Origin of the sequence: Haladaptatus litoreus, from assembly GCF_900156425.1 — an archaeon.
Taxonomy (GTDB): Archaea; Halobacteriota; Halobacteria; order Halobacteriales; family Haladaptataceae; genus Haladaptatus; species Haladaptatus litoreus.
Genome location: NZ_FTNO01000004.1, coordinates 172,573 through 197,341, shown reverse-complemented (window position 1 = coordinate 197,341; position 24,769 = coordinate 172,573). Strand labels below are relative to the sequence as shown.

Here is a 24,769-nt window from a genome sequence, read left to right as displayed (position 1 = left end):
GCATTGTGCTGACTTTCACAATCTATAATTATTTACCTATACCTTTTGAGTCCAAGATTCTTCCGTTGTCCAACCGGGGGTGAGTTACGTTGGTTAATTCTGATGTGAGTAACCTCGACGACACATGGCAGAATTCTTATATCGAGTTGCATATTGATCGTGAGATTGGGTGATCGGAGTCAAATAAATTTCAAATAATAGCTATATATTTTATACCAGAGTGTAAGTGATAAAAGGGCTACAGTGATGTCGCATTAATTTCGATAACATTTACAGTTCGATACACCATCTGCGAGAGTTGTTCGAGTCGTTCTTCGTCCATCCGGCTGGTAGGCCCAATCACACTAATAGCTCCGTAAACACCACCATTCTGTCTTTTAATGGGTACGCCAACACCTTTTAATCCATGTATCGTTTCTTCTCGATTGTATGCAAAACCACTTTCACGGATTTCTGCCAACTCCTCACGAAGTTGTTCTTCGCTGGTAATAGTGAACTTGGTTCGTGCTTCTAATTCCACCTCGTCAAGGTACTCAAGCAATTTTTCTTCTGTTTTATTTGCGAGAATTGCTTTGCCAACCGCAGTATGGTAGAGGTCATTCCTGTATCCAACGTATAGCTCAGTTTGAACGGCGTGTTCTCCCTCGGCTTTGTGGAGACAAATTCCTTGGTTCTGTTCTTCAACAGTAAACAAAACAAGTTCTCTACTTTCTTCTGCTAACTTGTCGATCTCGTCACGCACGAGGTCGTAAATTTCGAATTTGTTGCGAACGTGGTGGGCAACGTCGATAAACTGGAGCCCAAGGCGATATTTGTCGGCTTCTTTCACAACGTAGCCGTACTCACGAAGTGTCGATAGGTGGCAGTGGGCGGCACTCTTTGAGATATCAAGAGTTTCTGCAAGTTTGGTCACACCTAGATTCTCGTGTTCTCGGAGTGCGTTAACGATATCGAGCGCCGTTTGGGTTGCTTTTACCGGGTTTCGTGCTTTTTTCATCGTTATAGATGTCATAGTGAACAACCACATAAACGTTTGGAATAGCCAAACAGATTACGAATTTTTAGTTACTCATTTTTGTCATTTATGGCGGGCAAATATCAATAAACCACCAGCGGATAGACGGTTAGTATTAGTGTTGATGATATTTATCATCTTTACGACCTCAATGACTGTTTCATATTGGTAAAAGACATCGAGTTCTATAGGCAGAGTGGGGCAAGAAGCCCGCCATATGTGGCGGGATTGTTGACTTTAGCTCCGTTACCGATAACCAGCTCTGATAAACATAAACTATATTAGACCAGACATATATATCAATACCATGCACAGAGTTGAATTTGAAAATCCAACAAGATGGAATCCAAATCATGAGAGAGTCTTCGCATGAAATTCGGAGTGTTCCTTAACCAATATTATACGGAAGAGGGAGCGTTCGAGGTTCAGGATATTTACGAACAAGCTGAGGTGATGGAAGAGGTCGGATTTGATTCCGCAACTCTCGGTGAACGCCATATCCATGAGGAAGGATTCGTCGAACCAGTAACGGCTCTCGCAGCGATTGCAGCTCGAACCAAACGGCTCGAACTCGGTACGGCAGCCATGCTACCTGCCCTTTATAATCCACTTCATCTTGCCGAGCAGATTGCGATGATTGACGAGATTTCAGGTGGACGAGCAGCATTTGGGGCAGCCCTTGGTTATCGAGAACGTGAACTCGCACCATTCGGTGTGGATATGGACGAACGGGTTGGGAAATTCCTCGAATCGATTTCGATCCTCAAGCGACTTTGGTCCGAAGAAAACGTCACTCACGATGGCGACCACTGGTCGTTCGAGGACGTATTCGTGAGCCCAAGACCGGATGAGATTCCGGTTTGGATTGGTGGACATGCCGACATTGCAATCAAGCGGGCCGCGTACCGCGGCGATGCCTGGATTGCAAGTGCTTCGTCGACGACGGAGGATCTCGAAGAGCAAATCAGCGTTTACGAAGACGCCCTTGACGAGTTCGGAATGAACCGCGACGAAAACGATGTCATCCTGATGCGTGACTGCTATGTCGCGGATTCCGTTACAGAGGCACGCGAGGAAATCGAACCGTATCTCCTCAATCTCTATCAGCTGTATGCTCGCTGGGGACAGACGTACATGGACGAACACGAAGTCGAAATCGATTATGATGAACTCGATGAAAAATTCGTCATCGGGACGCCTGAGGAATGTATCGAGCAATTGCAAATTTATGAAGATCTCGGTGTCGACCATGTTCTCATCCGATGTCAGTTTCCTGGGCAACCGCAGGATTCGGCTGTTGAGTGTCTCGAACGATTCGGTAAAGAAGTTATTCCTGCATTCAAATGACGACAAAGGTTGGATATATCGGTCTCAATCATCATCATTGTCGGCCGTATCTCGAGAGTATAGAGCAACTTGATATCAGGGTGATGGCAACCGCTGATGAGCATTACACGCCAGAGGCACTTGGTATTGATACGCTGACTGACGCACCACACTACGAAACGCCCGAGCGCTTACTGGACGAGGCTGACGTTGACCTTGTCTGGATCACACTCTCAAATCGAAAGAAGCCGGCAGTCATTGAGGCAGCCATTGAACGAGGTATTGATGTATTTACCGAGAAACCAGCTGCACGGACGGCGGCTGACTTAGAACCGATCGCGGCGGCCGCCCGTGAAGCTGATGTCACAGTCGGCGTTTCCTATACATGGCGTGGTCATCCTATCTCAAAAAAATTGCGTGAACTACAACGCTCTGGCTTTTTCGGAAACGTACGAGGATTCGATCTTCGCTTTGTTGCCTCCGCTCTGGACACTCGCAACACCGATCATTACCTCTTCGATGAAGCAGCCAGTCGGGGGGGAATCGTCCAATGGCTCGGTGTGCATTGGCTTGATTTACTTCCGTGGATCCTAGACGATCCGATTGTCCGAGTGAATGCGCAACTAACTACCGGTTCTTCGGAAATCGACGTCGAAGACGGGGCGACACTCCAATTAGAGACGAAATCAGGTGCCATTGGCACTCATACTTGTGGCTACTATCTCCGTGAGGGTCGTTACGATACGAGCATTCAGGTGTATGGTGAAGAGGGACAGTGTAACTGGGATCCGATGGGCAAGACGTTTGGCTTCGATGACGAAACCACGTTGAAACTCAGTTCATCCTGTGAGGATTGGGCAAGTAGTCCCCATCGTCAAATCACGCATGAATATCAGTCTGCAGCCGGATACGGCGGTCGTTGGGGGATCGAGTTTTTCAATCAAATGTTGCAAGCCAGGCGCGGAGAAGCTTCGATGCCTGCTACTCTCGACGATGCACTTGAAGTGCTGTACGTATTGGACGCAGTGTACGAGTCTGCGTCGACCGATGGCTGGGTGACCATCGAGAGAGATTGATATCCTCTCAATGCTACTGGGGCCCGTGATAGAACAGTTCAACAATTAAACAAAATTCTCACATGGTTTTGTATGACGACCGACTATTCGTATATCGAGTCAATTTCCCACTCATCTAGGGTCGTAAACTGTGAGAGGTCAAGATCGATATCATACCCGAACGGTGCTTCGAGAACCGAGTCCAAGCGCACCTGTCCGTTTTGAATATCAAGTGCGGCGAATCCGTTTGAATGGGGGTGATACAGATCACCATGGTTCATGAGAATCTGGTTTTGAACGTCATCCGGGAACATATCGAGACCACGATAGTAGTGGTGACCATTTCGTTCCACGTGTTCCATGCCGAAAGTGGCCATCACGGCGAGATCTTCCTGTAATTCAACGGGGCCGAGCGTCGTGAGGTCTTCACCACTCATCAGATACGTACCGTCGGTGGTCTGACGGCGACGTTCAACGAGACATCGGTTTACAAGGCCTTTGATCACGCCCTTACAATTTTTATGACTCGTTCCGGCGTATCCACAGTCGAGCGCCGTCAGCAGACTCGTAAGGTGGTCGTCTGATTCGTCGATGATGACGGGCGGGCACTCCGCCCACGCGTCGAACGCAGAGCGAGTTTCGTCGCTGAACGCCTGGTCACGTGGCAGTGGTTGTTCGACATACAATAGATTCTCCAAGAACGTTGTGAGATTCGGGTCTGCCTGCATTTTTTCCCACTGTTGACGGAACTCCGCGACACTCTCGTATTGTTCGTTTGCGTCGAGTGAAAAGGCATACTCATCAAGTGAACTTTCTTCAAGAAGTGTGTGAATTCGTTGCAACCGGCCCGAGTCACTCGATGTTGCAGCGAGTTTGATTTTGAAATGATTCACACCCTGCTGTTCCACGTACTCGGAAAGCGACTGCGGAAGACCATCATCGAGTCGACTTTCAGCCGAAATATCCTCACTTGTTAGCGGGTCACTCAATCCGACTGTGTGCCGGATTGCAATATTTTGCCGAGGCGTTTCTGGCAGGAGGTCGGTCGGTTCGTACCCCTCCAATTCCTCGTAAATCGACCCCAACTCGATACCAAGGGTGTTTTTATGAACGACATGAGGAAATGTCGTTCCTTTCGCCCGACAAAATGCATCAATCAGTGCCTGTTCAACAAGACTAACCCCATAACTCCAAAGTAATGCTGGATGATCGGTAGTCTCAGCCCAACTGCCGACTCGTTCGAACAGTGCGTTCCAGAGGGAGAATACGGTCGGCTGAGAAGCCATGCCGTTTGCCTGTTCGCAGGTGGCTTCGAATACTTCCAACATTCCTTCAATACCATCATCGAGCGTCATCTCGGGATTTTTGTGAAACCACATCGGGGCGAGGGCACCCATGCTCAATCCCTGTGTTTCGCTCCCATCAACATCGACAGATAGTGCGACGAGAATTTGTGGTCCTTCGGTCACATGAACGTTACCGAAGTGAAACGTCATCCGACGGCGTAGATTGAGGACGTACAGCTCAGTCTCCGTGATTGCGATTGCCATACTAATAGAATTAGACTAAAAAATAATAAATCATCCCCTGCTTGTCTAAATAGCGTGACGGAATAATTTCTGAACAAATATTTTTATAGTTGACTCGAAATCACTCTGTATGCACATCGGTCTTTGCACGATATCCGACAAAGAAACGAGTGTCGAAACCGTCCTGTCACGGGCATCGTCCGCTGGCTACGACGGGGTCGAAATTTGGGGAAACGGCCACGTTGATAGATCGGGCAAATCACCACAAACAGTTCGGCAAGAAACTGAGAAACTCGGCCTTGAAATCCCTGTTTATGGCTCATACTTACGGCCAGGAACATCAGAATTCGACGATGCGTATGCGAACGAACTGGCAATCGCTGCCGACCTCAATGCCGACCTTATCCGTGTCTGGGCAGGTGATCAGGAATATGGCAACCACGATTCAGCGCATTGGAATCAGGTGGTCACCGATCTTCAAGAACTGGCGACCGCTGCATCGGATCGAAATATCGGCGTTACTGTCGAGAAACACGAAGGAACGCTAACGAACGCCACCGAAGGTGCTCAACGACTGATTAAGACAGTCGATGAACCGAACTGTGGCCTCAATTGGCAGCCACTGTTCGGAATGGAGGCTGATACAATTCTCATGGAAGCACGAGAGCTTGCTTCCATGAGTAACAATATCCATACTCAAGCAGTGTCGTCGTCCGGACGAAATACTCGATGTGCATTAGAAGACGCGTTCTTCGATATTGAAGGATGTCTCGAGATATTTCAGGCAGCCGGGTTCGATGGGTATGTGAATGTCGAATTCGTCCGATCGGATACTGAATACACGACAGCAATCAAAGAAGATCTCGAATATCTTCGCTCAGTCGGAATCTAACACTTGTTGTAAGCCGTTACGTTTCCATCCGTACCGAAATTGCTGTGTTCACAACGAGAATACGGAGCAAGAGTTCAATCAGAGAAACGACGCGACCTCTCGGAGATAGTTGAGTACAATGCCGATAATGGCCAGATAGCCAAGGAATCCGATTATATCGACGGTGAGGCTGTTAGCATACTCGCCCATCAGAGCTTCGTCGCGGGCAATCGAGAGCACGAGGAATCCAAGCAAGGGAAACGCTACGATTGCAAGTGCTTGGGCCGCCCGGAGTAGTTCAACGGGTGATTCGCCAGCGATCAGGACGACGGCTAATCCGATCCCCATTGCGACCATCGTCCAAAGCTTGACCGGACGTGACTCCATTGACGATCCATATCCGAAGCCGTCAACTAACAGTGTCGCACCGATGAGCGCATTGACCACTAACGAAGAGAGACTCGCAAAGAAAAATCCCGTCAAGAAGAGATAGAAGGCACCGGATCCAGCTACTGGACGGAGTTGAGTGGCCATCCCCTGTGCCGAGAACGCGGATTTGGACGTGCCGTAAATGACGGCCGCGCTCGTGAGTAGAATGACCATCACGATAAGCCCAAGTATCGCTATTCCAATAATACTATCAAACCCTTCTTCGGTCAACTGGTCGACATCCCAGTCTTTCTCTGCCATCAGATGGGTCTGGTAGACGGCTGCCGCAATGGAGAAGTTCGTAGCGGCTAAACCAAGTCCGAGAAAAATAGCCGATCGATTTGGGAAGGCAGGCACCAATCCGCTGACTGCTTGGCCGAAATCGACACCGACGAGTGCGAGCGACCCGACAAACGAGACCAACATAACACCAACCACGATTTTCACGAGTGTTTCGATTTTTTCGTATAGATCAGGGAGCCATAGAAACCCTGCTGCGGCGACCGTAAAGACCCCTGCCCACAGTTGAGGCTCACCGCCAAATAGTGCAGCTGACGCAAAGCCAATCCCAGCATTGTTCCCTGCCTGAAACGCTAAAATTGTGAGAAACCCAAATAATCCGCCAATCTGGGCAGTTCTCTCACCGTATTTGTTTCGTGTCGCTTGAAACAGAGTTTCACCTGTAACGACGCCGATCCGTGCGGCCATCCACGTATACGTAATCATGAATGCAGTGGCAGCGATAGGTATCCACAGTAACTGATACCCGTAGGTTCCGCCAGCGATTGTACTCAAGGTGATACTTCCAGGTCCGACCACGACCGCCGCGAGAACGAGTGCCGGTCCAATCGCTCGCAATCGTCCGGAAATCGATGCAGTTGATGGCATACCTCGTTGTTGTTATTGATATTATTAATATCTTCTTCAAAACATAACTATCGTGGGGTGTATTACTACCGTTCTATCACATGATTCCGAAGGGTTCCAACGCCTTCGAATTCGACTTCGACCACATCTCCGGCGGCGAGAGCATCGGGGCCATATGGTGTTCCCGATGCAATTATATCACCTGGCTCTAGAGTAATGAGCCGCGATACATCGGAAACCAACTCTGCAACCGAGAATATCATCATCTCTCGGGATGTCTCTTGTTTCACCTCGCCGTTATGACGAAGTGTCAAGGTTGCATCTGAGGGAACTTCATCCGGCGTTGCAATGACTGGTCCCATTGGGAGTGAGCCATCAAAGGCTTTGCCGCGAACCCAATTCCGCTCTAGTTCTTGGTCATCTCGATTAGAGATATCGTTCACGCAAGTGAATCCATCGACGTAGTCCATCGCTTCATCCGCAGCAACTTCACGACATTGTCGACCAATGATGATACCAAATTCAGCTTCGAATTCGACGAGATCTTTCCCGGGTGGCAATTCGATAGCGTCACCATGGCCAGAAACGGAGTTTGGCCCCTTCAAAAAGAGCTCTGGACGTTCTGGCAGATCCTCAAATCCGGATTCTTCTCGGTGGTCCATGTAGCCCCCGGCTTGGCAGATGACCTTCGTGGGTTCACAGGGGGGCAAGATATCGATGGCTTTGAAATCATATGTTTTAGTACCCGATTTGATGGTTTCATCGGCTAATTCTCCGGTTCTGGCGATACCCGTCTCGTCACGAAATCGTACTGTTCGCATAGCCAGCATAGCGTTTGTTGGGAAGCATAACGAAGTTTTGGTTTCGGCAACCCGTGAATCCTAGTTAGAAATAATGAGAAAGAAAAGGGTTAATTCGGGAAATTCATCCAGAGGATGCTAATATTTCCCGAGGTCGGTGGTGGTTGTAAAGTCTTGCTAAACATGGATTACCATCGAAATTGACACGCATTTTCGAGTCATTATGTTACCACTACGGTGTTTATCGATTGCAAACAGTTCGTTAACGGCTGGACTACTTGACGGCCAGACAACCAACTCGATGGTAAGGAGAATTCGTCGGTTCTCAAGGCATGAGTGCGGATGAAACGCGGCAATTTGTAAATGATGCCCTCTATCATGGCAAAGATGGTCATGAATTTGTTTGGTACACTCAAACGATAATCATTTCGATAATGACTAAGCATTACACATCCTCATCTGTAATTCTTAGCCGGACGACTGATTCACATGTCTAAAAATGTCCTGAAGAGAGAACGCCCGTTTAGTATTGCCAAACAGGACCGTTCTTCAGATCGAGGTCGCGTTTATTTCGATCACGTTGACGGTGTGATGGATCATCTCCGAAACTTCATCAAGACGGTCGCCAGTCATTTGGCTCGTTGGGCCTATTATACTGACCGCACCGTACACACATTCTTTTTGTGTACGAACAGGTGCTCCAGTCCCAGCAAGGCCAGCGGTGGTTTCCTCCCTGTTAAACGCCATCCCTTGGTCTCGCACTTGTATGAGCTCCTCTCGCAGTTGGTCTCGATTAGAGATCGTATGTTCTGTGTGTTTCGTAAATTCCAGCGCTTCGATGAGCGCTTCTCTCACCTCCGCTGATCGTACCTTTGGTCACGTTCAGTTGGTCTGCAAGTTCTGTAACGCCCATACACCGATTTTCCTGGAGTGCTTCGATAATTTTCAGTCCTGTCTGTACTGCCTTTACCAAATTCTTCGCTTCTCCCATCGTAATTAAGTCTCTCAACTTCATTGTGTGACTATACATCTCAATGTTGGCTTGCCCTAGACGAGAGAAACCCCTGTCGAAACTTGCTTTCGCGCAGTATTACGAATTCAGCGTAATTGCCCCACCATCTAGACCCACCCAATAGGAGCGGAGAACGAAGGAACCTGATTTTTTACCCCAATATTTCTATATAAAATCCTTCAGAACGAATATATTGGGAGAGAGGTATGGATTCGGTAGAGGGACGGTGAAGCCTTCATCACGTTTCAAACCGAGACGAGTGCCATTGAACACGCAGACAGTATCAAGAGTGCAATCGAATGGGGTACGAGGTTTCACGGAATAGTTGGCAATGTGATACCGATGTGAAAGAAATCACCCGGTTTGTGCTTGTTCCCACAACCGTTCTATTTCGGCGCGCTCGTGTCGTGCAATCGCTACTGCGTCCATCTCATCATCGGCCGGTCGGTGACACTCTGCTGTAACGTACCCATCGTAGCCACGTTCAGCGAGCGCTTCAAAAAGGGGGCCATGGTCAACCTCGCCCGTTCCGAGGAGGCGGGGCTCGAACAGTTCGTCACCGCGCTTTGTTTCTAGCTCAAAACAACCCGGATAAATCGAATCAGCACGACGAAGCTCGTCTTTGACATGAACGTGCTGAAGTGCGTCTCCGAGCTGGGCAACAGACTTGCGTCCATATTCAACGTCCGAGATATACATGTTCCCAGCATCGTGGATGATTCCAACGTTATCACGGTCGATCAGCGACAACATCCGTTCTGCATCCGTTGCTGATTCGACAATCCTATTCGAGTGAATTTCGATAAGAAGCGTTGTATTGTACTCAGCAGCGACATCTGCTGCACGGCGCATCCACTTTGCACCGACTTGATACTCTTCGTCGGTAGCCTTGCGAGATGGCGGTCCCCCCGGCCCGTGGCGTATCCGCGGGCACCCCATGATCTCCGCCAATTCAAGGAAACGGGTCAGTTTGCGTAGCGTTTTTTCACAGTCCTCCTCGCTTTTCCCGATATACTTCCCCGTATAGGTTGCCAAGCACGATACCTCGAGGTCGTTTTCATCGAGTTGTGTCTTGAGATCTCGTGCTCGTTCGTCGCTGGTCTCAACGCCGAAATGTGGCTCTCGACCCATTAACTCAACTGCATCGTAGTTGCAGTCTGCGGCGATATCAATGATGTCGTCTAAACGCCGTTCTCCGAATACTTTGGTGAAGATAGTCGTCTTCATTTTATCCAGTCAATCATTATTGGTTGATCAATTACCTTGAACCTTTCCGCGATATGCATGAAGGGACTTATTCCTCGGCCGGCTTCGGATCAAGATCGCCGGACTCGACCATCGCATGGAGTGGATTATCTTCGATATTGAGCGGAAATTCGACTCGACCACGACGCCGAACGGATTCCCAGCACGCGAAGATGATTTCGTTCGCTATCAGTACGCTTTTAGCGTGGAGGTCTGGTGGCGTATCCACGTCAAGGCTCGAAATTACATCTTCGATTGCACCGAAAATCGGGCGCGTTTCGTCTTCGCAGTCGATTTCCTCAGGTTCTGCGTCGCCATCCCGTTTTATACGTATGTCGTGCTTACCCGATGGCCAGAGTTCGAGGGTACCTTCGGATCCGTGGATGCGGACGAAACAATCGATCATCTCCGCTCCGGATCCCGTTGAGAGAAGAGCGTGAACTCCATTATCGTATTCCCACATCGCGAGCGCCTGATTTTCGTTATGTGATCCGTATCGGATGTTTTCAACGCTGTAGTCGACTTGACACAGTGCCCATTCTGGTTTTTGTTCGCTGTTCAAGCCAGTACAAACGTCGATCAGATGACTACCGAAATCAAAGAGGTTCTTCCCTCCGATTTCAAACCGCTCGACGGTTCCGATTTCGCCTTCCTCTATGCGTCGCTTTGCCTCGGTATATGCGGCACTAAATCGTCGCTGGTGATTAAATGTCAACTGGATACCGTGGTCCTCACATACGTCTACCATTCGCCTGCAATCGCCGAACGTGTCTGCCATCGGTTTTTCACAATGGATCGCACGCAGTGTTTCACTCTCGGCACAGTTGACGACGATATCCGCATGCGTCGGTACTGGTGTGCACACGCTGACAATGTCCGGTTCTACGTCGCGGAGCATGGCCATGTAATCTTCATAGACGTGCTGCTCATGAATGTCAAATCGATCAGCAAACGTTTCTGCGTGACTCCGAACAAGATCCGCGCATGCGATGAGCGAACAGTTATCGAGTGCGTCATAGGCATCTGCATGGAGATATGCCATCGCCGCGCTTGTTCCCCAATCCGGATTCTCAGGGTCTGGGCCAGTACCGATAAATGCTACCCTTGTGTGGGTCATTGGTACTCATTGATTTTTGTATAGATATTTCAATCTTCTTATAATTAGTGTGACATATTATTTTGTCAAAGGTGAGTTTTATATCCTCATCTTGTGAGATAAGACTACAGACATGCTAGACATCGGTATTATTGGGCTCGACACGAGCCACGCAGAGGCATTTGCGCAAGTCATTGACGAAAGCCACAAAATGACGATAAACGGGGTCTGGGATACCAATTCGGTTCGCGATCGAGCATACACGGAAACATTTGCTTCGAAATACGATGCGCTCCATTTTCATAATCTGGATGAGATGGTTCCACACATCGATGCAGCGATGGTACTCACAGTCAATTGGGAGACTCACCGTCCACTTGCAACTCGATTTCTCGAAGCAGGTATCCCAACGTTTATTGACAAGCCACTGGCTGGACAGTATGAGGATATTACGGCAATCGAATCTGCGGCTCAGCAAGCCCCATTATTCGGTGGTTCTGCTGTCCCGTTTCACCCGACGATTGCTTCCCTTCCACACGGAGAGATGGGTCGAACACTCTTTGGAGCGGGCTACAACGACTATTTCTATTATCGAGTTCATCTAATTGACACCGTTCGCCTCTTTGCCAGCTCGAACTGGACTGAAATACAGCCATCCGATTCAGGTGGGACACTGGTCGATATTGGTTTTGAGAACGCCACGCATGCGACTCTTCAATTCGACGGATGTCCAGCAGACGCAACGTTTGGACTGTTGGATATTGGCAAACAGACACGTGTCATCGAAATTGAGAGCAGCGAAGATTCGCTTGAAAAAATGTACGCCCCATTCATCGACTCGTTTCACGCAGTCGTGACGGGCGAACGCGATGACACCCAGCGGCTCATCGATTCGGCGACATTACTCTTAGGTACCGAAGCAGCTATCGAAACTGGTCAAAAAGTCACTCCTGATAGCGATGTACTCACCGAGATATGCCGGGATGGAGATGCATTTCTCGCGGAGTACGAACCATACTACTGATTTACAACACTGGTGGGGGTTTATTGCCTTCAGCTTCTCCCAGGGGAGAATTGCGGTCAAATCTTCAGGGAAGACGGTCATGGAGAACTACGGGGTTGCCGGTCTCCAGAGACTCATTCGCTGCGAGTGTAAGTTCGAGCGTTTTCGTACCGTCTGCATAGTCGGTCCGAATGTAGCTTGGATCATCTTCTTTGACCGCGTCCACGAATGTCCGAACTTCTTTGGTAATAGCATGATTCGTATTCTCTCCATCGTACTGAATCGGCTCACCGTCAACTTCTCCCGACAGCATCCCCGCGCTGTAGTCGAGTTGGAGCCTGAACCCGTCACCAATCAGATTGACGTCAGTTCGGACGGGTGTAATGCAGCTGGTCGAGACATGGCTAATGGTTCCATTCACGTGTTCCATACTGGAGGAGTTCACATCCTCAAAATCTATTTCGTCTCGTACCCGCTGGTTCCCGTATGTGGCTATGGAGCGTACCTCTCCACCAAAATAGCGCATGATGTCGAATAGATGCGTCGAAAGTTGGACGTTCCCCCCGCCGGAGTTCTCCTTCTTCTGTCCCCATGGACGACCAGGAATTGTGCCCCAGTATCGTCCTTCCATCAGTCCAATCGTCCGGTTACCAATGAGTTCTTTCGCACGCTCTGTGATATCCGCATATCTGAAGAGATATCCAGTCTGAGAAAGGACTCCGGTCGTTTCGATGGCGTCTCGTATCTCCTGGGCCTTCTCCTTTCTCCGTGCAACGGGTTTTTCGACGAACAAATCGATGTCTTGTTGTGCGGCTTTGATTGCTTGGTCGGTGTGAGCGAATGATGGTATCGCAATGATTAGTGCATCCAACTCCAGTCCCGCGAACATCGACTCATGATCGGTATAAACCAATGCATTTCGGGGCTCTGCTTCTTCTTTTGCTTTGTTTTCATCGATGTCACAGACTGCAACGAGGGTACAGTCGTCGATGTCGTCTACTGCTTCGAGGAGACGTGATGCCATTACTCCGGCACCAATACATGCAACGTCCATTGTGGTAGTTCCTCGTAACGAGGCGAATTAAATTTACCGCCGTCGCCGAAAGGACGTTTCGATGACTGTCGTGACAAATGTATTTAATGACGGTGCGAGAGCATTGTTAACAAAGCTTTTGTACTAAAATCACTATTTACGACCAACGAACAATGACTGACATTGATGGCCCTCGATTCGCAACTACGGAAGAATTTCCTGAAATGATGGAACTTCTCGACCGATATTTCAGTTACGAACAAGGCGGCATGGCTGCCCGGCTCCCGTATAGCTATGACTGCTCTCGGATAGACAATCATGCAATTATCCGAGTCGATGGGCAAATCATCAGCCATGTAGGCGCTTTCCCACAGACGCTGGTGATTGGAGACGAGAAGATCGAATGTTGGGGTTTCGGAGGTGTCGCAACCCATCGCCGACATCGAGGGAACGGATATATGAGTCAGCTACTCGAGTTTTGGTTCGACAGAATGGAAGAACAGGGAGTTCCACTTGCTGAGTTGAGTGGGAATAGACAACGATACAGTCACTTCGGCTGGGAAGCGGCTGGTCGGGAGTTCCAATACAAGATTCACGACCGCTCCTTTTCCGGGACTGACCTCGATCCTGACCGTATCGCGACCTATACCGGCAGCGACGAACAACTCACGTTCCTTCGCGGACTTCACAGCGAAGAAATATATCGAGTGAAGCGGAGTCTCGAAGAAAGTTGCACCGTGTTCGGGCAACGTGGTCTTGAAACGCTCCTGTACATGCATGATGACGACGCTGCATACGTGAGTCTCTCTCGTGAAAGTCGTTCGCGGACGATTTCCGAGTTTGGTGGTTCCGAGCGGGGTATCGAAACCCTGCTGGCATACATCTTTGGATCCTATGACATCAACAACCTCAAAGTAGTTACTCCACCCCGACATCCCCTGAATACAACCTTCCGTCGGCACAGCCGTGTGTGGAGCCTAAACAATCATCGGAACGTGAAAATCTGTGATTTAGAGGCAACGCTAGACCGCTTTAGCGGGCAAATGGAGCGTCGATGGAAAACGTTTGATGTTGAAGGAGACGGGACGCTCACACTCGGTATCCAGGATACAGATGATGCTGTTCGAATTTCATATTCGCAGAACCACGTCGAGACCAACGCAGTTACCGATGAACCCGAACTCCAACTAACCCGCCAAGATATGGTTGCACTTCTGTTTGGGTTTCACGATCGACAGCGAGAACTCAAAGATCGGTACCCGTTTTTAGCAGCGGTGATGCCTCTGGAGTTCTTCATCTGGAAAACTGAGCAAGTGTGAGTTCCTCTCATTCAGAAATACGCCATACAATCAATCCGACGTGATTCCCAGCCGGTGGTACTGTGATTTTGGAGCCCCAAGTTCAGCCATTGCCTTGTGCAACAACTCACGCATTTCAGTTTCTACTTGAATCGAATCACCAGCGAGATTCGTCTGTTGCCGCGAATCGTTCTGTACATTGTATAGCAACGGTCGAGTATGCTGTTCGTACGATTTTCCGGCATACCGCCATACTGGTGACTCGGTGTATGGGAGGTATGAGCCGACATCTGCGTCTCGTTTCGGTGTGACTGGTGTAAACCATGAGCGTGAGTTCATCATCGATGTTGAGTAGCAGTCCGTGGGAATGTCGGCATTACACGGATGGTGATAGGTATACGTGCCATCAGTAACGTTTACAGACGCACCCCAATATCCGTACAGTGCCCAGTCACGATGGTGATCCGTTTCGTCCATCAGTAATGGCAGTAGATTCCTACTGTGGGTTTGTACCGGAATGTCAACGTCAAAGGCGTCGAGAACTGTCGCGTAAAGATCGACGGCTGAAGTGAGTGCTGAAATCCGGTCACCCATCCGTGGACTATCAGGGTGCCAAATCATGAGTGGTGTCCTTGCAAGCACATCGTACAGTGGCGAGTCATTTTTCCCAACCCAACCATGATCGCCGAGGAGGAATCCGTGATCAGAGGTGACAACCACCATCGTCTCATCCCACAGGTTTTGTTCATCAAGTGTGTCGAGCACTCTTCCAAACCATCGGTCAGCCATCGTCACCTTGCCGGCGAATTGAGAGCGTACAAAGTCGAGCTCACGGTCTGTGAGCGCGCTCTGGCCTTCGTCAACTCGGCCGTAGTGAGGCCAAACCGGTATGTCACTATCTTGTGGATCTTCATCCGTGTACATCGATGCGTATGGTTCTGGACAGTGGAACGGCTCATGAACATCGAAGCTATCGACGTTGAGATACCACGAATCCCAGTCGCGGTTACGTTCAAGCCAGTTGGAAACTTTCGAGAACACCTTTGGAGCAAAGAAGTCCGCTTCGGAGTCAAACGAAGCTACGTTCCGTGCGTACTGAATACGATTGATGAATCGAAGCGAATCAGGATGGTCGGTTCCCGCATCAGAGAGCTGTTCACTCAACTGCTCATCTGGCTCACGTGGTGCTGTCTGCCATGCATCGATTTCGTGACCACGGATGAATGAGAATCCATTGTAATCCTCGTAGTAGCCGTTGCTCCCATGCTGAAAATAGTGATAGTGGTCGGTGATCAATTGAGTTAGCGTTCCGTTCTCCCTGAGAGCCTGGGGGAGCGGCGTATCGAACGGTTCGATCGGCCCCCAGGGTCGCCAAAGAAACTCTTGTATCCCTGTCTGCCATTCTCGACGAGCAGGCATACAGGGTAAGCTACCGGCGTAGTGGGTATCGAATACGGTCGCCTTTTGAGCAAATCGGTCGAGATTTTCGGTATTAATGTCGTAGTCAACGACAGCAGGAGTCTCACGATATGTATTAAGAAAATCACGTCGAAGGCTATCGATTGAGATGAACAGTACGTTCATCTATTCCACCTCGACTTTCTCGAGATTGTTGAATATCTCCTCGTGATTCTGACCTTCCTTAATTCGCCCATCGGCCAGCAGAAACGGACGTGCGTAACAGATTCCACAGTGTTCTAAGCAAGTGTATTCGGTCGTCTCTACATCTGCGTGGTTTAGCTGACACCGAACTTCCTCGTCGATGTTGCTCAAGCAGTATTCGATCATTTTCGTATATGAGAAATTTGACGTAAGCTTTAATAAATACTGGGGTAGCAAACCATGTTAATTAGTCGTATATTTTAAACGTCGTAATAAATAGTGAAAATAACAACCATGCTCGAGTGACTCGATCAGCTTGAGTCGATGCCACTTAACTACTGGCTGTACAGAGACGGCTGAACAGGTAGTACAATACACACCGGCGCTTATTTCCCTGCCCACCGGTCGCGTTCGCCGGTATGACTACCAACAGTAAATGAAATGACTGCGGAGATGGATAGGTGTGGAGTCAAGAAACTGTTGGAATAGAAAGGACCACATTTTACGTGACTCTAATTGGCGACTCAACTAACTCGAGAATCGAAGTAGCATAACGAGGGATATTACTACTGTATATGTTCCATGGATTCTACTCATCAAAGAAATGTGTTCTAGTAGCAAATTATATAAGACATAGAGATTAATGAACAACTGTAATGGCAAAGAGTAGCAAACCACATAGCGCTACGAATATCGCCGAAAATCTGTCGCGACGACAGCTGTTGGCGGTTAGTTCAGCAGCTGCAGCAGGTGGACTGGCTGGTTGTTCTGGCAGTGATAATGACAATAAAGACGGCGGTGCGGTCATGGAATCCGGTATCGACACATGGATTTCACGGTTGCCAACCCGAATGACCTGGAACCCATGGGCAACGAACTACCCTTGGACGACGGCCTGGATTGTCTGTGAACCGGTCGTTCGCTTCTTTGCCGATGGTAGTGTGAAGACTTCGATGCTTGACGACTGGTCGTACGATGCCAACAATCAGGTAACCACGATCAAATTCCAGAAGAACTGGCATTGGTGGAACGGAAAACCGGTGAAAGCAGCGGACAAATACTACTTCGAGGAGTTGGCCCGCCTCATGGATCCAGAAGGGAGCGACTTGAAGAAACTAGAGATGCCAGATGAGTATACGCTCAAACGGTATCATAAGGATCCACAAAATCCTCAAATCCTGAAATATAACCTCGGCGGGTATCTTGGCACTAACGTTCGTGGGTTCCGTGAGACGTACAAGCCGTGGGTCGAAAAGTTCCAAGATGTCTCCAAGCAGTCCGAGCGGGAAAAACTCAAAGAGGATCTCGCAAGGGATGTCAAAATCCCCACGAAGGACGTGATAGAAAAAGGTCTGGGAACCGGTCCGTTCGAATTGACAAAGGCCGATAGCCAGAAAATGGTTCTCGAAAAGTTCGACAAACACCCATATGCTGATGAGATCAACATCTCGAAACTACAACTCAACGTTGCCAAAGAGCAGTCGCTCGCTCAGCGAATCAAAGACGATAAGCTCGACTTAGGATTCGGTCTGAGATCAGAATGGGTTGAAAAGGGGATCGGGCCGGAACACATCAAGAACGTGGGTGTGTTCCGAGACACGTTCATGAAAAAGATCAACTTCGGGTTGATAGGAGACGGCGCAAAGCACGTGCGAAAGCGACGTGTTCGTCAAGCAATTGCGTGTGCAATAAACACTGAAAATCTCGTCACAAATATCGGAGGGAAAAACTACACTCTCGACACGCAGAGTGGGTTGACGCCCGCTGTGGCAAAGAAATGGGTTGGTGAAGATCAGCTAAACAAGTACATCAAGTATCCCGCGAAAGACGACCAAAGTCGTGCTTCCAAGCTAATGCGTGATGCTGGTTATAGCAAAAATAGCGGCACTTGGACGGATTCTGATGGTGATAAGGCTACTATCGAATTCGCCGTTGAGACACGCTATGCAACGCACGGGAAGACTCTGAAGGATCAATTACAGCAATTTGGATTCAATGTCAACTTCATGACCTTGTCATCGAACAACTTCTCGTCGAAATATAACGAGACACCAACCTACGATATGACGATCGACAGTCATGGAGCGTTACAAGGCCATCCGTACTATTACTTCCGAACCGACCATCAGTTTGGCAACGAGCTTGGCGAAACCGGTGCAGTCAAGCGATGGCTCGAACAGGGGAAGGCTCGATCGGAGTTCATCGGTCGGAAGCTGAAGCCAGAGGTTCCGAAGAAAGTCGGTGCGGAAGATCTCTCGGGTGCCACTGAGAGGATTAACCTCTTCAAACTGTTCCAGAATTGGAAAAGCGTTCAAACCGACGAGGAGAATCAACGAATTGCAAAGAAACTATCTTGGTATTGGAATTTCCACCTTCCACAGATTGATCTCTATCAGAGTGCGAGCGGAAGTTGGGGCGACACGAAGAACTTCAAATTCGAGAATACGGGTTCGAAGGATTGGAAAGCGTATCGTGCTTGCTATTTCAACGTCAAACGTGGTAATATCAAAGCCAAGAAGAAAAAATAACCATTCGAATTGGATACGTGTCTCACCAAGCTTTGCCTTTACACTGGACAAAGCCCAATGTCGGTCCAGAAGGTTGCGTTATTCGGGTTTGAACGAAGAAAACTTGCGTGAGAATCTTTCAATTACTCGTCGCTATGCACCAGCTATAGCGACGAGCAATCGCAGTACTCCGCTCTTCCACCGATTTGGGTAGAATTTTCTCATTGGATATCGCTCAGCCTGTCGAACTACCCGTGGACAAATCGGCTATTGCAAATATAAGAGGACGGCGTAAGCAGCCCCGGCAGCTAACATTGCGGAAAAGCCCCACACTCCGAACATGCCAGCGAGAACCCCTTCTCCAAGTACGAATTCGAGGAAGAGTCCAAAAAGGATGCAGCAGATGCCGATTGCGGCCACGAAAAGTAAGAATGAGCCTCGGAGTGTTTTGAGTAGCGTTACGACGCTCGGTGGCATATTCTGGGATATCGGCTCTTTGATAGCTGCCATGAATACAGCTCTATTTATCGCCAAACCTTATAAATTTTGACCACAATCCTTGATTCGCTATAATGGTCACTTTTTGTTCGAATTACCGATGAATGGGGACTATGTCTGAAATTTCATAGCAAGGACAAAGATTATTACTATTTGTTCAGTCTAGTAAATCATGGCAAGAGCAAAACGACTCTTGGGAGCTACCAGGACACGTTTCGAAATAGAGACGCTCCGGGAATTAAAGTGAGTATCAATGACGATTAGTGAATCCGAATTCAGTCAGAAACGGACAGTATCCAATGATGTGGTTTTTGACCTCCGTAATGTCAAAGTGTCGTTCGATATGGATCGTGGTACGTCACAGGTTCTCAACGGAGTCAGTATGGAGATTTACCGCGACGAGACCCTGGGCGTCATCGGTGAAAGCGGGAGTGGAAAATCGATGTTTGCCTCCGCGCTACTCAACGCCGTCGTCGAACCGGGGAAAACGACCGGTGAAATCATCTACTACCCGGAGAATGGAGAACCCGTTGATATCCTGTCGATGAACGAGGGTGAACTTGAGAAATTCCGATGGGAGGAGGTTGCGATGGTCTTCCAAGGGGCGATGAGCTCGTTCAACCCAACGATGAAGATACAGGATCACTTCGATGAAACCATCAAAGCCCACAACGCGGACTTTGAGGAGCGGATGGCACACGCACAGCAGATTCTATCCGATCTGCATCTCGATGCCGAACGGGTACTCGACTCGTATCCACACGAGCTAAGTGGCGGAATGCAACAACGAGTACTCATCGCGCTGAGCCTCGTCCTCGAACCAGAGGTTCTCGTTATGGACGAACCGACGGCAGCACTCGATCTGTTGATGCAACGTTCCATCATTCGCCTTCTCGCTAAACTTCAAGAACGCTATAATCTAACCATCGTTTTCATCACTCACGACCTACCGCTGGTTGCCGGACTTTCGAACCGACTCGCTGTGATGTACGCATTCGATTTCGTTGAATACGGCCCCAGCGAAGAGATTCTCAGAAATGCGAGTCATCCATACACCCGAGCGCTGTTGAAATCCGTTCCGAGCATCGATGCCCCATTAGAGGAACTTCATGCCATCGAAGGTGAAAGTCCGGATCCGGTAAGTGATTTGGATGGATGTTCGTACGCTCCCCGGTGTCCACTTGCCGACACGCAATGTACGAACGTCGATCCGGAGTATCGAACTGTCGATACTGGTCATCAGTCCGCCTGTTTCTATTGGGAAGAGTCCGATAATGCTGTTACCTACTCGCTAACCCAAGAAGGCGATGGCTTGCTCCCGGACCGAACGGCGGTCGATACAGGAGTCACTTCGTCGGAAACGGTTGCCTCCCTAAATGATGTTAGCGTCGAATTCGACGATTCGGGGCTGTTAGATCGACTGTTCTCAGACGATGTTACCACAGTCCAAGCAGTAAACGGTGTCTCACTCGACATCCAAGAGAACGAAGTGGTTGCATTAGTCGGAGAAAGCGGTTGCGGGAAGACGACGCTTGGGAAGACTGCTATCGGTCTGCAGCAACCTACCGAAGGTAGCGTACTGTTCCGTGGACAGGATATCAATGACGCTAAAAAAGGGGGTGACGATGTCGATATTTCGTATGAAGAAATTCGCCGATCACTGCAGATAATCCATCAAGATCCCGGCAGCTCGTTGAATCCGACTAGAACTGTACTTGCGAGCCTTGCGGCGCCACTGAAGAAGTGGAAGCCAGAAATCAATGCCGAAGAACGAGAAGCACATATCTACAATCTCCTCGAGCGAGTCGGGATGAAACCTGCTTCTGACTACGCAACGCGATTCCCGCACCAACTCAGCGGTGGTGAACAACAACGAGTTGCGTTGTTGCGAGCACTACTGATGAGTCCAGACCTCATCTTGGCTGACGAGGCGGTAAGTGCATTGGACGTCTCGCTTCGAGTCGAAATGATGGATCTCATGCTTGAGTTGCAAAACGTCTTCGACACATCTTATCTATTCATTTCCCATGACTTCTCAAATGCACGATATCTCGCAGAGAAGTCAAATGGACGTATCGGCATCATGTACTTGGGGGAGCTCGTAGAGATCGGACCTGCTGATGAGGTGCTTCGAAATCCATCCCACCCGTATACGAAAGTTCTCAAATGGGCGACTCCGGCTATGGACCCCGACGTTGCTGCGGAGGAAGCCAAGCAAGAGCCGCCAGTCCGTGAAATCGACGTCCCAGATCCGCTAAATCCTCCAAGTGGATGTCGATTCCATACTCGGTGTCCAGAGGCCCGAGAAGCCTGTAAGAACTCCTCTCCGGAATTAAGGCAATCTGATACTAACTCCATGTCGGCCTGCTTCCGGGAGGATGAGATGCACGAATATTGGAATTCTGAACCACTCGAAGACACAGAATACCCCGAGTGATTCTCCGTATTTTCTTAACTAGCTCGTATATTGTTGCTCGTGGTTTTGTTTAATCGAACCAATATTGAGTTTTTTTAACTAGAAGGAAGATTCATTAGTGGTGAGTTTGAGAGTAATACTAATGCCAGCAAACCGTCGAGAGTTCGTTCGCACAGTTACAGGTGCGGCTGTAGGATTCATCACGAGTCTTTCTGGATGTCTCGGGAGTAGCCCAGTAAAGGAAACGAATAGTATAAAGATTACCGAGGATGGCTTCAGTCCAAGAAATGTTAAGGTGGATATGAAATCATCAGTAACGTGGGAAAATCGTGGTGAGAAAACTCACGTGATAATGAGTGCTTCTTCCAATTGGAATTTTGAAGTTAAAATCGAGCCAGGTCAACTAACCCATCACCAATTTTTCTCCGAAGGGGTCTACAAAGTAGTTGATAAGGAAGGTGGCTCCGCCAAGGATTTCAAAGGAATACGAATGAAGATCGCGGTTGGTGATGCAAAAATACAAAGTCCAGTTAAATAAAGAACAACTCTGTGATTAATCTGACCAAAAATTATATTTTGTTTGAGTAGTATTATACGATAATGAGCAAGCAATTTTCAAAGAGTCTTTTTGAGTATATCTGCGACTATGAGGCACAGTTGAAAACCGTATTTTACTTCAGTTTCGCAGTCTTGATGTTCTCACTTTTCTCGCTATTGAAACTGGAACCAGGGACAGCTACGTACATCGTAACGGTATTCAATATCGTTGGACTTTCAGTTTTGTCCCTGTTTAGTGGGTTTGTTGTGTTCAAGTGCCGGTAAGTGTCACGTATTTCGATTACTAAGTTGCATTCATATCATTCGTATCGGTCAATCTTTTGAGTAAGCGCTAACAGAAATTCAACTCGGATTCTTCTCGGCAAAAGTTATAAGAGTTATTGAGACTAAATAACATTGTACACAATGGGATACTATTTACGAAGGACAGCACAGGCAATCCTGACATTAATAATCGTCGTGAGCATCACCTTTGTGCTCTTCCGACTAATGCCCGGTGGGCCGATCCAGGCGATGAAGAATCGATTGATACGCCAGGCTGCTGCAACCGGTACAGCAGTGAATATCGATCGAATCAATGAGATGGTAGAATTATATACTGGTATCATGCCAGATCAACCAATCTATATTCAATATATAAACTACCTTCGGGACATTATCCTCTACCAGGATTTCGGTGAATCCATCCGGTATAGCCAACCCGTGTTCGATATTCTGTTCGAGGCGATGCCATGGTCGGTGTTCATCAGTGTTTACGGTCTCGCACTGGGATATACCGCGAATATATTGCTCGGTGCTGTAATGGCTTACAAGGAAGGATCTCGATTTGACCAGATCTCGACCGTTGGTTCGATTTTCCTCAACTCTATTCCGTACTACGTTGGAGCGATCGTGCTATTGGCCATCTTTGCATACGATCTGGAATGGTTCCCAACGGGTGGTCGATATAATACCGATCTCGATCCAGGATTTAACGTGTTTTTTATGATAAGCATCCTCCGACATGCAGCATTGCCAATCCTCTCGGGTTTCATCGTTGGTTTCGGCGGACGAGCACTCTCAATGCGTGGGAATAGCGTTCGGATCCTCGGTGAGGATTACCTTCGGGTTGCACGCCTTCGAGGGATCAGTTCGACTAGGATCGCGACGCGATACGTTGCGCGCAACGCAATTCTTCCGATGTACACAAACCTGATGATCGGTATCTCAGCAATATTTAGTAGTAGCGTGATTTTAGAGTATATATTCACATATCCTGGCGTAGGATGGTTTACTTTCGGCGCTCTAAAAGCGAGGGATTACCCCCTACTGATGGGTTCGTTCCTCTTTTTCACTACTATCACTATTATCGGCATCCTCATCGCAGACTTCACATACGGAATCGTTGACCCACGAGCAAGCACTGGTGATCAAGATGAAGCGTTCTAATCAAGACACAGCAACTGACGGTGGACAATCCGCTGACGAGGAGCTATTCGGCAAATTGAGTGGTGATGTAACGTCACAGTCACTCTCGCGGAGTGACCGACTCCATCGAATACTCGACGGGTATGTTTTCGCTCCAGGACGAGTCGCGTGGCACGACTGGCGTGCACGCATCGGATCCACTATCATCATCCTGTTCCTTTTCGTCGGAACCATCGGTGTAAAACTCGTCGATAAGCCGAATGCGAACGATGCACCTGTCTACCAGCCACCGTTTGCCAACTTCAAACCATTCGAGGGAGAATCATTCATCCCTGGTCTCGGACTGAGTGCCGCCGACTTCGTCAATCCCTTGGGAACGAGTAATATCGGACAACCTATCGGAAAACAGCTCATTCACGCGACACCATCGATGATCAAGATGATTTTCGCGGGGGCTATCGTCTCGATAGGTCTTGCGACGATCATCGGCGTCACAGCCGGGTACAAAGGCGGCAAGGTTGATGCGTTCTTAATGTTCATCACAGACATCGTCTTAACCCTTCCAGGATTGCCCCTCATCATCGTTATCGCAGCAATCTTCCCGCCGAAGAGTCCGTATCTCGTCGGAATCCTCCTAGCTATCGATAATTGGCCAGGTCTCGCGAGAGCACTCCGCTCGCAGGTGCTCACAATACGCAAGGAATCCTATGTCGAAGCCTCACGCACGATGGGCATTTCAAGTGGATCAATCCTCGGCAAGGATATTGTTCCACAACTCATGCCATATATCCTCATCAATTCGGCGTCCGCCGCTCGTCGAGTTATTTTCGAGTCAGTAGGTCTTTACTTCCTTGGAATCCTCCCCTTCACTACGTTCAACTGGGGGGTTGTTATGAACTCCGCGTACAAGGATGGTAACGCGCTCGTTAACCTCAGTCACTTCTACTGGCTCTTCTGGCCAATGGCAGTCATCATCATACTGTCGTTCGGCCTCACAATGTTCGCTCAAGGGATGGATCGAGTGTTCAATCCACGCATCCGCGCCCGACATGCAAAAACGATCGGTGGTGATTCAGAGGATCCACAGCTCGACTGAGCAGTGTTTGTTTTTTGTTTTGATTCAATTAGACTTCTCTAGTTCATCAGGCCAGAGGTGATTGCAGTTCAACCCATGTAAAGTCTCAACTAGAATCGTACAATAC

22 protein-coding genes are annotated in these 24,769 nt (G+C 48.7%); 10 read left to right on the top strand and 12 right to left on the bottom strand.

Annotated elements, in window-relative coordinates; genetic code table 11:
- Positions 1-238: 238 nt before the first annotated feature.
- Entirely contained in the window at positions 239-997 is a 759-nt protein-coding gene (locus BW974_RS17220; protein ID WP_076431476.1) for an IclR family transcriptional regulator, read from the bottom strand.
- Positions 998-1,384: 387 nt separating this feature from the next.
- Between BW974_RS17220 and BW974_RS17215 the strand changes: the two genes are divergently transcribed.
- Both BW974_RS17215 and BW974_RS17210 read left to right on the top strand, forming a co-directional pair.
- Entirely contained in the window at positions 1,385-2,362 is a 978-nt protein-coding gene (locus BW974_RS17215; protein ID WP_076431475.1) for an LLM class flavin-dependent oxidoreductase, read from the top strand.
- Positions 2,359-3,417 carry a Gfo/Idh/MocA family protein gene (locus BW974_RS17210; protein ID WP_076431474.1) on the top strand — a complete coding sequence of 353 codons (1,059 nt, stop codon included), beginning with the start codon at positions 2,359-2,361 and terminating at the stop codon, positions 3,415-3,417. The genes BW974_RS17215 and BW974_RS17210 overlap by 4 nt, the downstream gene beginning before the upstream one ends.
- 83 nt (positions 3,418-3,500) lie before the next feature.
- Here BW974_RS17210 and BW974_RS17205 read toward each other — a convergent pair whose 3' ends face one another.
- On the bottom strand, positions 3,501-4,946 hold the full coding sequence (locus BW974_RS17205; protein ID WP_076431473.1) for an enolase-like domain-containing protein: 1,446 nt from the start codon (positions 4,944-4,946) through the stop codon (positions 3,501-3,503).
- Between the two features lie 109 nt (positions 4,947-5,055).
- Here BW974_RS17205 and BW974_RS17200 point away from each other — a divergent pair, with 109 nt between their 5' ends.
- Positions 5,056-5,817, top strand: a complete 762-nt coding sequence (locus BW974_RS17200) for a sugar phosphate isomerase/epimerase family protein (RefSeq protein ID WP_076431472.1) — start codon at positions 5,056-5,058, stop codon at positions 5,815-5,817.
- 78 nt (positions 5,818-5,895) lie between these two features.
- On the opposite strand, the gene BW974_RS17195 is transcribed toward BW974_RS17200, so the two are convergent.
- The 6 genes from BW974_RS17195 to BW974_RS17175 form a co-directional block, all read right to left on the bottom strand.
- Entirely contained in the window at positions 5,896-7,113 is a 1,218-nt protein-coding gene (locus BW974_RS17195) for an Nramp family divalent metal transporter (RefSeq protein WP_076431471.1), read from the bottom strand.
- 65 nt (positions 7,114-7,178) lie between these two features.
- Positions 7,179-7,913 carry a fumarylacetoacetate hydrolase family protein gene (locus BW974_RS17190; protein WP_076431626.1) on the bottom strand — a complete coding sequence of 245 codons (735 nt, stop codon included), beginning with the start codon at positions 7,911-7,913 and terminating at the stop codon, positions 7,179-7,181.
- Between the two features lie 528 nt (positions 7,914-8,441).
- Positions 8,442-8,747 (bottom strand): IclR family transcriptional regulator domain-containing protein, encoded by a 306-nt coding sequence (locus tag BW974_RS27250; RefSeq protein WP_076431470.1) that lies wholly within the window; start codon positions 8,745-8,747, stop codon positions 8,442-8,444.
- Positions 8,686-8,883, bottom strand: a complete 198-nt coding sequence (locus tag BW974_RS27245) for a winged helix-turn-helix transcriptional regulator (RefSeq protein ID WP_175609730.1) — start codon at positions 8,881-8,883, stop codon at positions 8,686-8,688. The genes BW974_RS27250 and BW974_RS27245 overlap by 62 nt, the downstream gene beginning before the upstream one ends.
- Positions 8,884-9,258: 375 nt before the next feature.
- Complete coding sequence (locus BW974_RS17180) at positions 9,259-10,131, bottom strand: sugar phosphate isomerase/epimerase family protein (RefSeq protein ID WP_076431469.1); 873 nt, start codon at positions 10,129-10,131, stop codon at positions 9,259-9,261.
- A 67-nt stretch (positions 10,132-10,198) separates the two neighbouring features.
- On the bottom strand, positions 10,199-11,266 hold the full coding sequence (locus BW974_RS17175; protein ID WP_076431468.1) for a Gfo/Idh/MocA family protein: 1,068 nt from the start codon (positions 11,264-11,266) through the stop codon (positions 10,199-10,201).
- A gap of 112 nt (positions 11,267-11,378) precedes the next feature.
- On the opposite strand from BW974_RS17175, the gene BW974_RS17170 reads away from it, so the two are divergent.
- The gene (locus tag BW974_RS17170) at positions 11,379-12,269 is read left to right on the top strand and encodes a Gfo/Idh/MocA family protein (RefSeq protein WP_076431467.1); all 891 of its coding nucleotides are present in this window, start codon (positions 11,379-11,381) and stop codon (positions 12,267-12,269) included.
- A gap of 64 nt (positions 12,270-12,333) precedes the next feature.
- Here BW974_RS17170 and BW974_RS17165 read toward each other — a convergent pair whose 3' ends face one another.
- On the bottom strand, positions 12,334-13,302 hold the full coding sequence (locus tag BW974_RS17165; protein ID WP_076431466.1) for a Gfo/Idh/MocA family protein: 969 nt from the start codon (positions 13,300-13,302) through the stop codon (positions 12,334-12,336).
- Between the two features lie 152 nt (positions 13,303-13,454).
- On the opposite strand from BW974_RS17165, the gene BW974_RS17160 reads away from it, so the two are divergent.
- On the top strand, positions 13,455-14,600 hold the full coding sequence (locus BW974_RS17160) for a GNAT family N-acetyltransferase (RefSeq protein WP_076431465.1): 1,146 nt from the start codon (positions 13,455-13,457) through the stop codon (positions 14,598-14,600).
- Between the two features lie 30 nt (positions 14,601-14,630).
- Here the strand turns inward: BW974_RS17160 and BW974_RS17155 are convergent, their stop codons facing one another.
- Both BW974_RS17155 and BW974_RS17150 read right to left on the bottom strand, forming a co-directional pair.
- Positions 14,631-16,163 (bottom strand): sulfatase family protein, encoded by a 1,533-nt coding sequence (locus BW974_RS17155; RefSeq protein ID WP_076431464.1) that lies wholly within the window; start codon positions 16,161-16,163, stop codon positions 14,631-14,633.
- Complete coding sequence (locus BW974_RS17150; RefSeq protein WP_076431463.1) at positions 16,164-16,367, bottom strand: DUF1450 domain-containing protein; 204 nt, start codon at positions 16,365-16,367, stop codon at positions 16,164-16,166.
- A gap of 470 nt (positions 16,368-16,837) precedes the next feature.
- Between BW974_RS17150 and BW974_RS17145 the strand changes: the two genes are divergently transcribed.
- On the top strand, positions 16,838-18,709 hold the full coding sequence (locus tag BW974_RS17145; RefSeq protein ID WP_076431462.1) for an ABC transporter substrate-binding protein: 1,872 nt from the start codon (positions 16,838-16,840) through the stop codon (positions 18,707-18,709).
- Between the two features lie 246 nt (positions 18,710-18,955).
- On the opposite strand, the gene BW974_RS17140 is transcribed toward BW974_RS17145, so the two are convergent.
- Positions 18,956-19,198 carry a hypothetical protein gene (locus BW974_RS17140; protein ID WP_076431461.1) on the bottom strand — a complete coding sequence of 81 codons (243 nt, stop codon included), beginning with the start codon at positions 19,196-19,198 and terminating at the stop codon, positions 18,956-18,958.
- A gap of 241 nt (positions 19,199-19,439) precedes the next feature.
- Between BW974_RS17140 and BW974_RS17135 the strand changes: the two genes are divergently transcribed.
- From BW974_RS17135 to BW974_RS17115, 4 genes are all read left to right on the top strand, one after another.
- Entirely contained in the window at positions 19,440-21,623 is a 2,184-nt protein-coding gene (locus tag BW974_RS17135) for an ABC transporter ATP-binding protein (RefSeq protein WP_076431460.1), read from the top strand.
- A 121-nt stretch (positions 21,624-21,744) separates the two neighbouring features.
- Positions 21,745-22,140 carry a cupredoxin domain-containing protein gene (locus tag BW974_RS17130; RefSeq protein ID WP_076431459.1) on the top strand — a complete coding sequence of 132 codons (396 nt, stop codon included), beginning with the start codon at positions 21,745-21,747 and terminating at the stop codon, positions 22,138-22,140.
- A gap of 425 nt (positions 22,141-22,565) precedes the next feature.
- A complete protein-coding gene (locus BW974_RS17120) occupies positions 22,566-23,588 on the top strand; it encodes an ABC transporter permease (RefSeq protein ID WP_076431457.1) in 1,023 nt (340 codons plus the stop codon).
- Positions 23,575-24,663 (top strand): ABC transporter permease, encoded by a 1,089-nt coding sequence (locus BW974_RS17115; RefSeq protein ID WP_076431456.1) that lies wholly within the window; start codon positions 23,575-23,577, stop codon positions 24,661-24,663. The genes BW974_RS17120 and BW974_RS17115 overlap by 14 nt, the downstream gene beginning before the upstream one ends.
- The last annotated feature ends 106 nt before the right edge of the window (positions 24,664-24,769 follow it).

Coding starts and splice junctions, on each gene's coding strand:
- BW974_RS17180 (WP_076431469.1), bottom strand. CDS start 10,131: ATGAAGACGACTATCTTCACCAAAGTATTCGGAGAACGGCGTTTAGAC.
- BW974_RS17140 (WP_076431461.1), bottom strand. CDS start 19,198: ATGGCAGCTATCAAAGAGCCGATATCCCAGAATATGCCACCGAGCGTC.
- BW974_RS17200 (WP_076431472.1), top strand. CDS start 5,056: ATGCACATCGGTCTTTGCACGATATCCGACAAAGAAACGAGTGTCGAA.
- BW974_RS17135 (WP_076431460.1), top strand. CDS start 19,440: ATGACGATTAGTGAATCCGAATTCAGTCAGAAACGGACAGTATCCAAT.
- BW974_RS17130 (WP_076431459.1), top strand. CDS start 21,745: ATGCCAGCAAACCGTCGAGAGTTCGTTCGCACAGTTACAGGTGCGGCT.
- BW974_RS17205 (WP_076431473.1), bottom strand. CDS start 4,946: ATGGCAATCGCAATCACGGAGACTGAGCTGTACGTCCTCAATCTACGC.
- BW974_RS17190 (WP_076431626.1), bottom strand. CDS start 7,913: ATGCGAACAGTACGATTTCGTGACGAGACGGGTATCGCCAGAACCGGA.
- BW974_RS17115 (WP_076431456.1), top strand. CDS start 23,575: ATGAAGCGTTCTAATCAAGACACAGCAACTGACGGTGGACAATCCGCT.
- BW974_RS17215 (WP_076431475.1), top strand. CDS start 1,385: ATGAAATTCGGAGTGTTCCTTAACCAATATTATACGGAAGAGGGAGCG.
- BW974_RS27245 (WP_175609730.1), bottom strand. CDS start 8,883: ATGGGAGAAGCGAAGAATTTGGTAAAGGCAGTACAGACAGGACTGAAA.
- BW974_RS17145 (WP_076431462.1), top strand. CDS start 16,838: ATGGCAAAGAGTAGCAAACCACATAGCGCTACGAATATCGCCGAAAAT.
- BW974_RS17155 (WP_076431464.1), bottom strand. CDS start 16,163: ATGAACGTACTGTTCATCTCAATCGATAGCCTTCGACGTGATTTTCTT.
- BW974_RS17220 (WP_076431476.1), bottom strand. CDS start 997: ATGAAAAAAGCACGAAACCCGGTAAAAGCAACCCAAACGGCGCTCGAT.
- BW974_RS17160 (WP_076431465.1), top strand. CDS start 13,455: ATGACTGACATTGATGGCCCTCGATTCGCAACTACGGAAGAATTTCCT.
- BW974_RS17170 (WP_076431467.1), top strand. CDS start 11,379: ATGCTAGACATCGGTATTATTGGGCTCGACACGAGCCACGCAGAGGCA.
- BW974_RS17210 (WP_076431474.1), top strand. CDS start 2,359: ATGACGACAAAGGTTGGATATATCGGTCTCAATCATCATCATTGTCGG.
- BW974_RS17120 (WP_076431457.1), top strand. CDS start 22,566: ATGGGATACTATTTACGAAGGACAGCACAGGCAATCCTGACATTAATA.
- BW974_RS17175 (WP_076431468.1), bottom strand. CDS start 11,266: ATGACCCACACAAGGGTAGCATTTATCGGTACTGGCCCAGACCCTGAG.
- BW974_RS17150 (WP_076431463.1), bottom strand. CDS start 16,367: ATGATCGAATACTGCTTGAGCAACATCGACGAGGAAGTTCGGTGTCAG.
- BW974_RS17195 (WP_076431471.1), bottom strand. CDS start 7,113: ATGCCATCAACTGCATCGATTTCCGGACGATTGCGAGCGATTGGACCG.
- BW974_RS17165 (WP_076431466.1), bottom strand. CDS start 13,302: ATGGACGTTGCATGTATTGGTGCCGGAGTAATGGCATCACGTCTCCTC.